This window comes from Runella defluvii, from assembly GCF_014195535.1.
GTDB classification, from domain to species: Bacteria; Bacteroidota; Bacteroidia; order Cytophagales; family Spirosomataceae; genus Runella; species Runella defluvii.
Window position 1 is genome coordinate 109,156 of record NZ_JACIBY010000004.1, and the last position, 14,477, is coordinate 123,632.

General features: G+C 41.3%; 13 protein-coding genes. 5 read left to right on the forward strand and 8 right to left on the reverse strand.

Annotated elements, in window-relative coordinates:
- Nucleotides 1-47 precede the first annotated feature (47 nt).
- Genes FHS57_RS10695 through FHS57_RS10715 form a run of 5 tightly spaced genes read left to right on the forward strand, consistent with a single transcriptional unit; the run spans nt 48 to nt 6,906 of the window.
- Nucleotides 48-1,676 carry a class I SAM-dependent DNA methyltransferase gene (locus FHS57_RS10695; protein WP_183973370.1) on the forward strand — a complete coding sequence of 543 codons (1,629 nt, stop codon included), beginning with the start codon at nt 48-50 and terminating at the stop codon, nt 1,674-1,676.
- Entirely contained in the window at nt 1,676-2,728 is a 1,053-nt protein-coding gene (locus FHS57_RS10700) for a PDDEXK nuclease domain-containing protein (protein ID WP_183973372.1), read from the forward strand. The genes FHS57_RS10695 and FHS57_RS10700 overlap by 1 nt, the downstream gene beginning before the upstream one ends.
- On the forward strand, nt 2,725-4,326 hold the full coding sequence (locus FHS57_RS10705; protein ID WP_183973374.1) for a restriction endonuclease subunit S: 1,602 nt from the start codon (nt 2,725-2,727) through the stop codon (nt 4,324-4,326). The genes FHS57_RS10700 and FHS57_RS10705 overlap by 4 nt, the downstream gene beginning before the upstream one ends.
- Nucleotides 4,323-5,885, forward strand: a complete 1,563-nt coding sequence (locus FHS57_RS10710; RefSeq protein WP_183973376.1) for a restriction system-associated AAA family ATPase — start codon at nt 4,323-4,325, stop codon at nt 5,883-5,885. Before FHS57_RS10705 ends, FHS57_RS10710 begins: the two co-directional genes overlap by 4 nt.
- Before the next feature lie 7 nt (nt 5,886-5,892).
- A complete protein-coding gene (locus FHS57_RS10715) occupies nt 5,893-6,906 on the forward strand; it encodes an HNH endonuclease (RefSeq protein ID WP_221225600.1) in 1,014 nt (337 codons plus the stop codon).
- A gap of 133 nt (nt 6,907-7,039) precedes the next feature.
- Here FHS57_RS10715 and FHS57_RS10720 read toward each other — a convergent pair whose 3' ends face one another.
- The 8 genes from FHS57_RS10720 to FHS57_RS10755 all read right to left on the reverse strand — a co-directional run bounded on the left by FHS57_RS10720 (nt 7,040) and on the right by FHS57_RS10755 (nt 14,211).
- Complete coding sequence (locus FHS57_RS10720; RefSeq protein WP_221225601.1) at nt 7,040-7,477, reverse strand: GNAT family N-acetyltransferase; 438 nt, start codon at nt 7,475-7,477, stop codon at nt 7,040-7,042.
- 11 nt (nt 7,478-7,488) lie between these two features.
- The gene (locus FHS57_RS10725) at nt 7,489-7,959 is read right to left on the reverse strand and encodes a hypothetical protein (protein ID WP_183973380.1); all 471 of its coding nucleotides are present in this window, start codon (nt 7,957-7,959) and stop codon (nt 7,489-7,491) included.
- Nucleotides 7,956-8,714 carry a hypothetical protein gene (locus FHS57_RS10730; RefSeq protein WP_183973382.1) on the reverse strand — a complete coding sequence of 253 codons (759 nt, stop codon included), beginning with the start codon at nt 8,712-8,714 and terminating at the stop codon, nt 7,956-7,958. The genes FHS57_RS10725 and FHS57_RS10730 overlap by 4 nt, the downstream gene beginning before the upstream one ends.
- Before the next feature lie 64 nt (nt 8,715-8,778).
- Nucleotides 8,779-9,426: an NAD-dependent epimerase/dehydratase family protein gene (locus tag FHS57_RS10735; RefSeq protein WP_183973384.1), complete on the reverse strand. Its 648-nt coding sequence runs from the start codon at nt 9,424-9,426 to the stop codon at nt 8,779-8,781.
- Nucleotides 9,427-9,553: 127 nt separating this feature from the next.
- Nucleotides 9,554-10,186 (reverse strand): MgtC/SapB family protein, encoded by a 633-nt coding sequence (locus tag FHS57_RS10740; protein WP_183973386.1) that lies wholly within the window; start codon nt 10,184-10,186, stop codon nt 9,554-9,556.
- Nucleotides 10,187-10,202: 16 nt separating this feature from the next.
- The gene (locus tag FHS57_RS10745) at nt 10,203-11,492 is read right to left on the reverse strand and encodes an aminopeptidase P N-terminal domain-containing protein (RefSeq protein ID WP_183973388.1); all 1,290 of its coding nucleotides are present in this window, start codon (nt 11,490-11,492) and stop codon (nt 10,203-10,205) included.
- Nucleotides 11,493-11,598: 106 nt separating this feature from the next.
- On the reverse strand, nt 11,599-12,984 hold the full coding sequence (locus FHS57_RS10750) for an aminopeptidase P family protein (RefSeq protein ID WP_183973390.1): 1,386 nt from the start codon (nt 12,982-12,984) through the stop codon (nt 11,599-11,601).
- A gap of 48 nt (nt 12,985-13,032) precedes the next feature.
- Nucleotides 13,033-14,211 carry a hypothetical protein gene (locus tag FHS57_RS10755; RefSeq protein WP_221225602.1) on the reverse strand — a complete coding sequence of 393 codons (1,179 nt, stop codon included), beginning with the start codon at nt 14,209-14,211 and terminating at the stop codon, nt 13,033-13,035.
- Nucleotides 14,212-14,477 lie beyond the last annotated feature (266 nt).

Sequence of the window (14,477 nt, forward strand, 5' to 3'; positions counted from 1 at the left end):
CCTTTTACTAATATTGCAGCTTTAGAACTCACAGTAACCGACACTATATGCTGCAAGCAACATTACGAAGTCTAATCAATAAGCTTTGGGATAGATTTTGGAGTGGGGGTATTTCAAACCCTCTCAATGCCATTGAACAAATGACTTATCTTCTCTTTATGAAACGCATTGATGAGTTGGATACTCAAAAAATGCGCGACAAAGAAAAAGGGCATATTCAAAACTACACCTCTATTTTCGATGGTACAATTGATTTGCCCAATTTTAAAGACCCTATCCCCAAAGAAACACTACGATGGAGTGCAATGGAAGGCATGAAAGATGACGAAATGCTTTATCATTTACAGCAAAAAGTGTTTCCATTTATTAAACAGCTTGGTGGAGAAAATTCATTTTTCACCAAACACATGGATAATGCCGTTTTTCTCATTCCCAAGCCATCGTTGATGCGGGATGCGTATAGAACGATCAATGAAATTTACAGCGAAATAGACAGAGAAATAAGTGAAGGCACCAAAGATGGTTCGCAGGATTCAAGGGCTTTATTGAATGATATTCAGGGAGATGTGTATGAGCACTTGCTGGATGAGTTGAAAAACGCAGGAAAAAACGGGCAATTCCGTACCCGAACGCATATTGTTCAATTGGTGGTGGAATTGGTATTTGCTGATATTTCTGATAAAAACGTATTCTTAGACGAAAACTTCCGTATCGCTGACCCCGCTTGTGGCAGTACTACGTTCCTGTTAGGGGCGTTCAAATATATCCTTACTCAATTTACAAGCGATAAATACATAAAACCTTCGGACGACAATTTCATGATTGGCACTACCGGTGATTTACTGCCAGCCAATGGACATAAAAAATTAGAAGAAGATACCTTTTTCGGATATGATATTGACCCTACGATGGTGCGTATCGGGCTAATGAATATGCTGATGCACGGCATCACTCAACCTCACATTGATTATAAGGATACACTCAGCAAAAATTATAACGAAGAGGCAAGATATAAGGCGGTTTTTGCGAACCCTCCCTTTACTGGCAGTATTGATAAGGAAGACATCAATGACAATCTAAGTTTAAAGAAAGCGACGAATAAAACCGAACTGCTTTTCATTGAACGAATTCATAAAATGCTTACCGAAGATGGTACAGCAGGAATTATCATCCCGCAGGGAGTATTGTTCGGTAGTGGCAAAGCCTTTGTTGAAACCCGTAAGTTGATGATTGAGCAGGCTGAGCTTAAAGCGGTGGTTACGATGCCGAGCGGAGTATTTAAACCCTATGCAGGCGTAGCTACGGCTATTTTGATTTTTACAAAAGGGCGCAGCACTGAAAATGTTTGGTTTTACGAAATGAAAAGCGATGGCTATACCCTCGACGACAAACGTAACCCCGACCACGCCAACAGCGACCTGCAAGACATCATTGCCCGTTTCAAAACTCGTAATCCTCAAACCGATACCGACCGTACGGGCAGTGTACAAAAGTGCTTTTTTGTACCTAAGGCCGAAATCGTAGAAAACAACTACGACCTAAGCCTCAATAAATACAAGCAGCAAATATACGAAGAGGTGACTTATATTCCCCCTAAAGACATTTTAGCCAAACTCAAAACCCTCGAAGACGAAATTCAGAACGACTTAGCGGAACTTCAAAGTATATTTCAATAATGTTAGAAATAGCAGAAAGTCAAGCTTTTAAGGATTTTGTAGCCGACATTAAGCAACGGATTAAGGCTGCCCAATACCGCGCATTGCAGGCTGTTAATAAAGAACAAATAGCCCTTTATTGGAGTATTGGCGAGGCCATTGTGCATCGTCAAACGCAATACGGTTGGGGCAAAAGCGTGGTAGAAGTATTGGCGGCTGAGCTTCAAAAAGAGTTTGTCGGCGTGAATGGCTTTTCGGCTCGTAACCTTTGGTACATGAGAAATTTGTACAAAGAATACGCCCAAAGTTTAATTCTGCAACCAGTGGTTGCAGAAATTGGCTGGACCCACAACATCATCATTTTAGAAAAATGCAAAGATGAACACCAACGCTTTTTTTACATAGAAATGACTCGGCGGCAGGGTTGGTCTAAAGTCATGCTTATCAATGCCATCGAAGCCCAAACCTATGAAAAAACACTCATCAATCAGCAGAATTTTGCAGACCAACTGCCTGCCGAACAGGCCCAACACGCCGACTTGGTGCTGAGAGACGAATACACCTTTGATTTTTTGAACCTAACCGAACCCTATACCGAAGTTCAATTAGAGCAAGCCCTCGTGAGCAATATCCGAGATTTTTTGGCAACAATGGGCGGTGATTTTACCTTTGTGGGCAACCAGTTTGGAGTAAAGGTAGAAGACAAAAACTACGAAATAGACCTGCTTTTGTACCATCGGGGACTGCAATGTTTGGTAGCCATTGAGCTCAAAATTGATGATTTTAAACCCGAATATGCTGGTAAGATGAATTTTTACCTCTCGGCCTTAAATGCTTACCACCGTAAGCCTCACGAAAACCCCAGCGTTGGTATTATTATTTGTAAAAGTAAAAGCCGAACCGTAGTAGAATTTGCCTTGCAGGACCTCAACAAGCCCATTGGCGTAGCCACTTATACCCTTACCGACACCTTACCCAAAGAATTGGCGGCCTTTTTTCCAAGCCGCGAGGCATTTGTAGAACGGATTGAAGGCATTACCAATGCCCTTAATAACCAACGAAACAAGAAATGAAATTAACAAGAATTGGAGATATTGCTGAATTTATTAATGGATATGCTTTTAAATCAGAGCATTGGGGGAGTACTGGCAAAAAAATAATTAGGATTCAAAATTTAACAGACCCAAGTAAGCCTTATAATTTTACTGCTTATGATATACCTGAAAAGTATATAGTAAAAGATGGTGATATGTTGGTTTCGTGGTCTGCAACGATTGATATTTTTGAATGGCATAATGAGCCAGCGTATCTTAACCAACACATTTTCAAAGTAGTTTTTGACCATAAGAAAGTAGATAAATATTATTTCAGATTTGCATTAAAACAAACTATTGATTCTTTGACAAAATTTGCTCAGGGGTCTACTATGAAGCATATTGTTAAAGGAGATTTTGAAAAGCACAAAATACCTCTTCCAGATCTCGTCGAGCAGCAAAAAATAGCCTATATTCTCTCGAAAGCCGAGGCACTGATACAAAAACGTAAAGACACAATCAATGGATTGGATGAACTGCTTAAATATACATTTTTAGATATGTTTGGTGATCCTGTGAAGAATCCGAAGGGATGGGAGAAAGGAGGTATGGTTGAAGTAATTACTAGTATTAAATCTGGTACAAGTTATGCTGGTGCTGAAAATAAAGAATTAGAACAAAATGAGCTGGGAGTATTAAAAATCAGCGCTGTAACAGATGGAGTATTTAAGCCTAAAGAATTCAAAGCAGTAAGCATAGATTTAATTACAAAGCAAATAATTAAATGTCAAAAGGGAATGTTTTTGATGAGCCGAGCTAATACAAAAGAACTGGTTGCTGCTTGTTGTATTGTGCCAAAAGATTACCCTTTTTTATTTTTACCTGATAAACTATGGTCTCTTTCTGTTAATGAGCAAAGAGCGAATAAGATTTTTCTTAATGCTCTTTTTAAAATCGAATCTTTTAGAAATGTAATTCGGGAGAAAGCTTCAGGGGGTCATGAATCCATGCTAAATATTTCAATGATGAAATTTTTAGGTTTAAAGTTGCCAATACCTCCTCTATTATTTCAGACCCAATTTGCTGAAACAGTTGCCAAAATTGAAGCTCTCAAAGCCAAGCAAGAGGCATCGTTGAGGGAGTTAGAGCAGTTGTATCAGTCACTTATGCAACGAGCGTTTAAGGGTGAATTAGATTTAGATAAAGTTGAAATAGAGGATGTATATAAGGGGTTTGAATATTTTGATGGTGGTTTTGTAACATTTGATGACGCCAAACCTGCTTTAGATAAAATCAGAGAGAAGTTCGAAACATTACCGGCTATAAAATCCAAAGATAAAAAACTGATTGAAAAAATTAAAAAACTGGATTTGGACAAAGTGCAATTAGGTAGAATTCCATTTGATAAAGATTATGCTATTTACCGAGTGCTTTATCATAGGTTTGAGCACTATCAATCAGTTCCTTTTTTAACAATATATGATTGGCTTTTAACAGATTTTGTAGACTTAGATTACAATAAAATTAAGGATTTTGTTTTCAGAGAGTTAAATGAAGAAGCCCCTATTTTTGAACAAATTTTTATTTTTAATGAAGATGAAAAAAAATATAGGACAGAGCTAAAATTACTATTGTGAAACTAAAACACCTCAAACTCCTTTCACCGTTTAGAAGTTTACCCGCAGGTTTTGAGATTGAGTTCCCCGAAAATCAATCCGATACCATTGATCCTTATTGTTTAGTGGGCTTGAACGGCTCGGGCAAATCAAATTTGCTTGAAGTATGTTCGGAGGTGTTTTACTATCTCGAAAGATACTGGGAAGAATCCAAAAACATCAAAGAAATTGTTCACCCTCCCTTTGGTTTTGAAATAACATTCCATCCCTCAGTTTTGGGAAAAGTCTTGCCGTTTCAAGGCCCGATAAAAATTACTAAAAACCCGAATCAAGCACCATTTTACCAAGACTTAGGTAAAGATGCCAACTCTGAACTGAGGGAATTTGAGGCTGTTACGCTACCTGAAAGAATCATCGGCTACTCCTCTGGGATGAACGAGTTACTGAGCAATCCATTCATTAAAATGGATTTTCATTACTTTGATGAGTTTCAGGCACGAGTAAAAGATACGCGATTTGATGCGATAGAAGTCAGTCGGATGTTTTACATGGATTATGAAAGCAACCAATTGGTTACCATCGCTAACCTTTTACTACCCAATTTGGAGGATAGAACCCATTTGGCTGTACTAACCGAAGAATTAAAAATCAAAGACTTACACTCATTTAGCATCACTATCAGGAAACGAAAATATGGGGGCGATGCCGTAGAGTTTCCGTCTGAATTAAACCAAGCCATTGTCTTTCTTGAATACTGCGCTACTTGCCACCAAAGCTACCAAGAAGGCAAAATTGAGGTTATTCAATTGGATTACTGGGTCAATGATGCTACTAAGCAAGCATTTAGAAAGCATTTTCGCACAGCTTTTGAGTTGTTTCGATACCTTTATCTATTACGATTGCTCAACCTGCACGCTTTCCGTGAAAAATTGAGAGAGGAAGTCAAAGAAGCAGGGCAAGGGGTCAACCTTTCTGCTCTTATTCCTAAACCCGAAGCCCGAGATTTAGTATTTTCCATTAATGAGCTTTCATTTAGAAAACAGGGCATCTTAGAGCCCGTCTATTACAAAAATCTTAGCGATGGCGAGCACCAACTATTACATGTACTGGGAGCATTGATACTTTTTGATACTCCCGGAACTTTGTTTCTGCTTGATGAACCCGAAACGCACTTCAATCCTGAGTGGCGAAGCAAGTTTGTTAGCCTAATGAACAAAACCATCACAGAAAAACGCCAACAGGAATTTATCCTCACCACCCATTCACCTTTCATCATTTCAGATTGTAAGCCCGAACGAGTATTTATTTTTGAGCGAGACGAAAATAACCAAGTCAACTACCGCCAACCTGATTTTAATACGTTTGGGGCATCGGTTAATTTGATAACATTAAAGGTTTTTGGCAAGCGTGAAACCATCGCAGAAGTAGCAATGGAACGTTTAAGAATACTGAGAGAGCAAGTTCAAAACGGTCAAATAAGCCCGGAAGAGGCGCAAATAGCTATTTTTACTGAAATTGGCGATTCAGTTGAAAAAATGTTGGCTATTGATTCCATTAACAAACTCCCCAAACCTAATTGATGTCTTTATGTTGTTTCCGCTGAAATATGTAGCACATACAGTCGAAAATCTCCACAGCTATGTTGAACATACCATTTTGGAAGTTTGCTGTAAGCCCAACGGTAGCTTTTCAGTGGACAAACTCCATCCAAATTTTCAGGCAATTGTCGAAGAAGTTGCTCAGAATGATAATGATTATCTTAAAAAGCCAATCAAAGTTATTTATAACATTTGTAAGAAGTTAGATGCATCCCAATTACAAAAACTTAGGGATGCTTTTACTGCTAATAACGCTATTGAGGAATTATGCAAAGGAGAAACAAGTCCTGTTCTGTATGATGATATTAACAAGATTGACAAGCGATTAAGTAGCATTTTAAAACAATGGGGTAAAGACTTGTATAATCATGTTTTGATTCTAACATCTTACAGTTCCAGAAATGGAGAATTAAAAGACTATTACAAAGAATTCATGCGGCAAAATTCTAAGGGTATCTGTCCTTTCTGTGGTTTAAATGATTTAAAATCAGACCTATTATCCAAAAGAGATGCGTATGACCATTTTCTCCCAAAGGATAAGTATCCATTTAATACGGTAAATTTTCACAATCTAATTCCAATTTGTAACACTTGTAATAGTTCTTATAAAGGTGCTAAAGACCCAATTAATAAAGGTACAAATAGGGCTTTTTATCCGTTTTCAACTACTAACCCTATCTTTGAAATTACTATTAAAATTACCTCACTTGATTTTAACAATCCCAAAAACAATATTGTTGATATAGGATTTGCCTCAACACAGCCAAGCGAGGTAGATGCTTGGCGAGCAACCTATGGGATAGATGAAAGATACAATGATAAGTGCCGAAGTGATGATGCTCAATATTGGATTGACCAAGTTCTGGAACTTAAAAATTATGGGTTTGATATACTCGAATATTTCCCAACTTATATTGCCAATCGTAAACGAATGCCCCACTTGGAGAAAAATTTTCTAAGAATCCCATTTTTAGAAGAATGTATGACAATTGGCATTTTTTAACAAGCAAGGTATTATTTCTAATCCCGCACGCACCGAAAGCCCACCGTTACATTGCGCTCAAAACCTTCGGAAATGCGCAGTAATATCTGTTGATGAGTGGTAATTACCCTGCAAAGGCAGCCCCACAGAAACCTTACTTCATTTTTTTGACAAACTTAAAGTGCGTGCGCTCAAGCCCTTGCCGCTCGTAGAAACGGTGAGTATCAAGGCGTTTTTTGTTGGCGGTCACTTCCAAAATTTCAAAATTTTCATGCTGAGCTACTTCAAAAAGTTGTTGAATGAGTAGTTGTCCAATGCCCTTACTTCGGTAGTCGGGGATGACAAACATCTCTTGGATTTCGCCTACCTTGCCGCAATGATGAAGAAGCCACTGAGCGTGAACACTTGCGTAGCCAACGCAGCGGTCGTGGTCGAACGCTAAAAAATAATGGCAGTCGGGGTTGAGAAGGTTACGATTGTAGATGGTGTTAAATTGTTCAAAATCAAACGTCTCTTCTTCCAGTTCGCAGAGAAATGAATAAATAAGCGTAACATCGGGGGGCGTGGCTCGACGAAGGAAAATAGAAGGCATAGAAAGTTGCGTTAAAATAAAATTCCAAAGCTTTCTTGAAGCGGCTTATTTATATCAATAAACTGGTAAGATAGGCCAGCTTCTTTACGAAGTAAATCAAAAATAGATTTACTTTTTGTATCACCCGTTACATAAAAGGTTACTTTTTCAATCTCTGCTTGCGCAAAGAGTTTTACGTCATTCGTAATCACTATACGTTCAACCGTAATTTCTTTGTTCTTACGTGCATTAAAAGCTATAAATCCACACTTCCCAGCCTTAATGGCATGTAAAATATTGTAGTTTAATGTTTGAAGGTTTTTGAGAGGAAGGTGTGTGATTTCACCTTGCACACAGTATTCCCCTACCGCTATGGAAGAGACAATAATTATGATTTGATTTTCTACAAAATACTTGAAATAAGCTACCGCATTTTTGTGTGCAGGGTCTTGAATGTTAAGTAGTTTTATAAGGAAATTTGTGTCAATAAATGCTTTTTTCATAGTAAACCTCGAATTTCAGCGAGCCATTGGTCTGCATCTTTTATATCAGTCCACGACTTGCTTGCTTCATTAATCAGATTGTCTAAATAGTCATCATCGAGACTTTGTTCGTATTCGATAAAGCCTAATAATTTAATGTCGGATTTGTCAAGTTGACCATTTTTAATATTTTGTTTTGCATGTACATGGACACCAGAATATTTATAAAGTCTATTGTCGGATTGATTGGCTAAGACTTCTTCTGTTGTTTGAATAATGACTGTACCATGTTCTTCTGTTGAAATATGTAGATTAGGGTTAGTTTTTCCACCCATACTTATTATTTTTCCGTATAAATACAGGTCTGAATCAATCCATATATTTTCACTTCTTTGGAAATTTGTATTTCTGTTTATTTCCAACTTATTGGTGTTTTTTATGGAGGATTTAATTTCTAAATCTAAGCTGTTTTTTGATGCCCACTCTTGAATATTTTCTATTGCTTTGGCTTGTGTTAAATCAATGTTGTCAATAGATTTAGTATCATTAATATTCTTAATGGTTGTATTTACCAAAATAACTTGTGATAAGTCAGTTTTAAAAATATTTCGGACGCTTCCTTCTTTGACTTCATAAGATATAATTGGGCGCTTTTTTCTGTCATTAGGATACAACAAATTCTCAACGTTTTTGAGTAATTCCACTACATGGGAAATATCAAAATCGCTTGGATGAATATCGTGTATTTTAACTTCTATGTATCCTAGGTTAGTCATATTCACTTAATCATTTTTACGGGCAAAACGGTTCCTCCGTAAGGAAAATTGCGCCACCGTTTTATTAAAACTCTTGCATTACATCCGACTCATACACCAGTGTGCCTTTGACGTTGCTTGCTGTAATTGTAACCATGGCTTTGGCCACTTTACGGGCTTCGATGGAGCGGTATTTGATAGGTATAAGCGGCCTGAGAATTTTGGATAAACCCTCGCCGATTTGCTCACCTAAGCGCGTTTCGCCACGATTCCCTACAAGCAACGAGGGCCTAAAAATGAGTAATGCGTCAAAACCTATTTTTTTGAGCGTTGCTTCTACATCTCCTTTGACCCGATTGTAGTAAAACATCGACCCACTATCAGCGCCCATGGCAGTAACGATAGCAAAGCGTTTGGCTCCGTTTTGGTGCCCCAGCTGGGCTATTTCGATGGGATAAGTATAATCAACGCGGTAAAATGCTTCCTTGGAACCAGCTTTTTTCATGGTTGTACCTAAACAACAAAAAATGTCGTCGCCGCAAACAACGGAGGCATCGGGGTGGTCGAAGTTAAAAATAATAGATAATAGTTTTGGATGGGTGAAATCCAATGGTTTTCTAGTGAGTGTGACTACTTCAGTATATTTTTCAGAAGCAATCAATTCAGAAATAACTTCTTTCCCTACTAGTCCACTTCCTCCTACCACTAGGGCGGTTCTTTTTTCGGATGTCATGTTTATTGGGAGTGGCTAGTGCCTTTTGCATTTTTTTACATTAGGTCTGTATGTCAATGGTAAATTAAGAAAAAAAACGCTTGCCTAAAGAAAATATCCCAAAAGATTTTATTAAACGGTAATTTAGCTAGAAGTCAAATTCGATGACGTCGGGGTCGTTGAGGAGGCGCTTGGTGAGCCGTTCGTGGTTATGTTCGTTGCCTTGAACAATCCATGTACCACTGATGGTATTTCCAACCCTACTTTGAGTACCTCGTTTGGCATCCAATTGCAGTTCTCGAAACAGGGCTTCATAATGCTTCAACGTTTTTTGTTGGAATTTACACACAATACGGTAGTTACGAAGTTGGTTTCGCCGTTTAATAAGGTTTTGGATGGGAACAAAACCGTACAAAACCACCAACACAATCAAAGAGGCAACAGTCGCTAACTCGTAATAACCACTGCCCACGCCCATCCCCAGCGCTGCCGTGGCCCAGACCGTTGCTGCGGTTGTAATCCCGACCACACGATTGTTTTCTCGGAAAATAATTCCCCCACCAATAAACCCAATGCCCGTTACGATGTTGGCCGCGATGCGCCCCGCATCGCCCCCTACTCGAATCGAAATGAGGGTAAACAAGGTAGAACCCACGGCAATCAGAATCATGGTACGTAACCCCGCTGACTTACTATGATACTCGCGTTCTACGCCAATGATCGACCCCAATCCTGCGGCAATAAATAATTTGAGAACGTCTTCTGTCAGAAATGTCTCCATGGATTTGCTGTTTTGACTAAGAATTCATCAACAATTCAATCTCATCGGCTTCGATCGGAATGTGAGCCATGAGGTCGAGGTTGCCGTTTTCAGTAATGAGAATGTTATTTTCCAATCGAATGCCCAAGCCCTCTTCTCGGATGTAAATGCCAGGTTCACAGGTGAAAACCGTACCAGCCTCAAAACGCCGATAACGATTTCCAACATCATGCACATCGAGGCCGAGGGCGTGCGAAGTCCCGTGCATAAAATAACGACGATACGCAGGCCAGTCGGGATGCTGATTGGCAATGTCTTGGGCCGTTAGTAGTCCCAATCCAATCAACTCACTTTCCATTACTTTAGCCACTTCGGCTTGGTATTCATCCAAGACATTGCCCACCACAAGCATCGAACGGGCGGCTTTTAGCACCCGCAATACCGCGTCATATACCTGCCGCTGGCGTGCCGTAAAGCGACCATTGACGGGGATGGTTCGGGTAAGGTCGGCGTTGTAGTTGGCATACTCGGCAGCGACGTCTAGTAGCAAAACGTCGCCGTCTTTGCATTGTTTGTTATTGGCTACGTAATGTAAGACACAAGAATCTTTGCCCGAAGCAATAATAGGCGTATAGGCAAAGCCGCGCGAACGTTGACGGAGAAACTCATGGGCAAATTCGGCCTCAATTTCGTATTCCCAGACATCGGGTTTGGTAAATTTCAACACCCTCATAAAGCCATCGCGGGTGATGTCAATCGCTTTTTGAAGCAATTCGATTTCTTGGGGCAATTTTGTGGCGCGTAAAAAAGCCATCAACGGCGCCAAGCGTTCAAGGCGATGAAGTGGGTATTTTTCTTTGAACTCCTGAATGTAGCGAGCGTCGCGGGTTTGCACTCGCGAGTCGCTGCGGGCGTGCTCGTTGGTGTTTAAATAGACATTTTCGGCTTCAAAAATGACGTGGGGAAGCACGCTTTCCCATTGGTGAGTCCAATAAATTCGGGGTACGCCTGAGCGCTCAAATGCTTGAGGAATGGTCAATTTTTCGCCTTCCCAAATGGCAATGTTTTCGTTGGTTTCCCGCACAAATAAAATCTCTCGAAACTTCGGGTCAGGATGGTCGGGAAAGAGCAACAACGTAGTTTCTTCTTGGTCGATACCCGACAAATAAAACAAATCGGAGTTTTGCTTAAAACCCATTGTTCCGTCGGCGTTGGTAGGCATGACGTCGTTGGACTGCAAAATAACCAAGCTTTTGGGCTTGAGAAGTTGGTATAAGCGTTGCCGATTTTGGATAAATAATTGAGGGTCAATGGGTGTGTAGCGCATTTGGGGATTGGGGTTTTGAAATGACTAGTGGGCAAGACACAGACCCTCCAAGTTTCCAAAACTTGGAGGGTCTAAACTGAGGATTTTGGAAGGTCTAAGCCTAAGTCTAAAGTCTCAACGCTTCGATTTCGGAAATTGTTTTTGGAATAGGATTACCCAATAATTGAGCACCATCGGTCGTAATAAGGTAATTGTCCTCAATACGTACCCCGCCAAAGTCATAGTAATCTTTAAGGGCGTCGTAGTTAACAAAATCACGGAATTTTCCTTGGCTTTCCCATAAGTCGATTAATTCAGGAATAAAATACAGCCCAGGCTCAACGGTCAAAACAAAACCTGCTTCAAGTTCTTTAGCCAAACGCAGCGATTTTAGTCCTAGCAACGTACTGCGACTTAGACCGTCGCGGTAGCCAATGTGTTGTTCACCAAGGTTTTCCATGTCGTGCACGTCCATGCCCATCATGTGGCCTACTCCGTGCGGCATAAACAAACCTGGTACGCCCAGCGCGACCATTTCATCAACGTCGCCTTGCAATAAACCAAGAGTTTTGAGTCCCTCAGCGATGGTTTTCCAGGCAATTAAGTGGCAATCGAGGTATTTTGTGCCTGGTTGTAGGGCCGCGATGGCGTTGAGGTTGGCATCGAGGACGATTTGATAAATCTCTTTTTGACGCTCGCTAAATTGTTTGTCAACGGGCCAGGTGCGGGTAATATCCCCTGCGTAATGCGTAGCGGTTTCTGCCCCAAAATCGCCTAACACAAGGCGGCCGCTCGAAAGACGATTGTCGTGGTAATGATTGTGCAGCGTTTGGCCATCTACCGACAAAATAATAGGGTAAGCCAAGTCGCCTCCACCTTGCAGCGCGGTGCCGTGGACGATACCCGCAATTTCGTATTCGTACTTGCCCGATTTCGTAGCGCGAATGGCATTGAGGTGCATTTGAGCCGTAATGTTGACTGCCTTGTTAAGCTCAATTACTTCTTCGGCAGTTTTGTAAGAGCGTTGATTGATAACGGCTTTGATAAATTCAGTAGAAGCTCCATGAGCAATTTCTTGCAGGGATTGCCCCGTCCACTCGTGAAGTTTGAAGGTATGCTCAGGGCGATAGGTTGGTAAATAATGAACAGTTCGGCCTGCGGTTAAGTGGCTTTTGAGTACACTTTCGAGTTGGGATTTGGGAAGAACCTTGGCTACCCCCACACGTTCGGCTTGCTCTTGAAGCGTAGGTTGTGGTCCTGCCCAAATGACGTCGTCGATGGTGATTTCGTCGCCAACAATCCATTCCTCCCCTGATTCTACGTCGATGAGGGCGGCTAGGCTGACTTTGTTGAGCCCAAAATAATATAGAAAAGTACTGTCTTGGCGAAAATGATAGGTGTTGTCGGCATAATTCATGCCTGCTTCTTCATTGCCCAAAAAGAGCAAAATTCCACTATTGACTGCTTTTTTTAAGTTTTGGCGTCGTCCGACGTAGGTGTCTTTGGAAAACATAAAGGATGGAGGTTTTGTTGGCGCGCAATATTAGCCAAAAAAACGTGTTTATTGACAATTTTGGCTTGCTCGCACAAAATACCTTCTTCCATTGAGTCCAAGTTCATTGCTGGCTTGCCGAAGTGTGATTTGGTATTGGAATACCTTGCCGTCGTTGGCACGAAGCACCAACACTGGAGTGGCTCCTTGCGTGGTGACATCCCATCGACCTTGGTCGCCCGAGCGTCCTGCGTAGTTAAAGTTGTCGCTGAACGTCTGTGAGGAGTAACTGGTGTCTTCTTTTTTGGTGAATTGGCCAGTACTGCACAAGTGAATGGAGAATTTATCAGACATGCCATTTGCGGTATTGAGGTAGAGTAGCTCTTTGCCCTTGAGCTTGGCTTTCCATTGTTCGGCCAAGGCCGAGGTTTGGGGTTTTGAAAAAACAACGGTATTGGCAATGCTGCGGAGGGTATTGGTCAGAGCGTCGTTGTAGAGCGAAGCGGGTGCTACGCAGGAAATATTAATCCCGCCACCGTGCGGCGAAATGAGCGAAATGGTGGCAATGGTAAAGGGTTTCCCTTGGATGGTTCCGTTAAAAAACACCCAAGCTCCCGAATCGCTGTACGGGTCAACCCGAGCATTGAGGTAAGTGTTTGAGTTGGCATCTTGAACTCCTTGGGTGTCTTTTTTGAGGTCTGCCAGCGAGTTATAATTATGGGGAGAAACCGTGATGGCTACTTGCTGATCGCCTCGTCCGAAGGCATACCCGCCGTTGTTTTGCTGCATTTGCCAACCCGACGGAGCATTGAAGGCATACCCTAAAAATGCGTCGCTTAATCGTTGCCCATTGCTCTTCGCAGCGGATGACGACGGGGCGGAAGCTGTTGGCGCGGAAGATTGCGCGGTGGCTTGAGAGGAAGTAGCGGTTCGTTTCATCGGGATGTTAACCCCTTCGGTAGTAAGAATGTATTCACCTGAGTTCTTCACAAGGGTAAATCCGATTTTTCGCCCCGTATCAAAATATACGCCCGAAAGCCCTCCTTTTACGAGGGTAGCTTCACAGCCATAACGCTGGTTTTGGGCGGTGAATTCGCCTTTAAACAAGCCGTTTTGTTGGTTAATGGAAAGTTGAATTCCCGTTTGGCTACTAACAAAAATTCCCACAAAATCGGCAGCGGTTTGTGACATGGCAACAAAAGAAATAAAGTGAAACGAAACTAAAAAAGTGAAAAGGCGGAAGTTCATGTGAAGTAGGAGTTACGGGCTTTTAATGACGAATATATCACATTTTGCTAGCGGTTTCTTGTTCGTGTCGGCGGTTTCTTATTCGTGTCGGCGGTTTCTCAAAACCGCCGCGCTAGGGATTTTTACAAACTTGCGAAACTGGGTTTTGAGAAACCCGTGACGCGATGTAAGCATCGCTTAGCACGTTTCGTGTCGGCGGTTTCTCAAAACCGCCGCGCTAGGGATTTTTACAAACTTGCGAAACTGGGTTTTGAGAAACCCGTGGA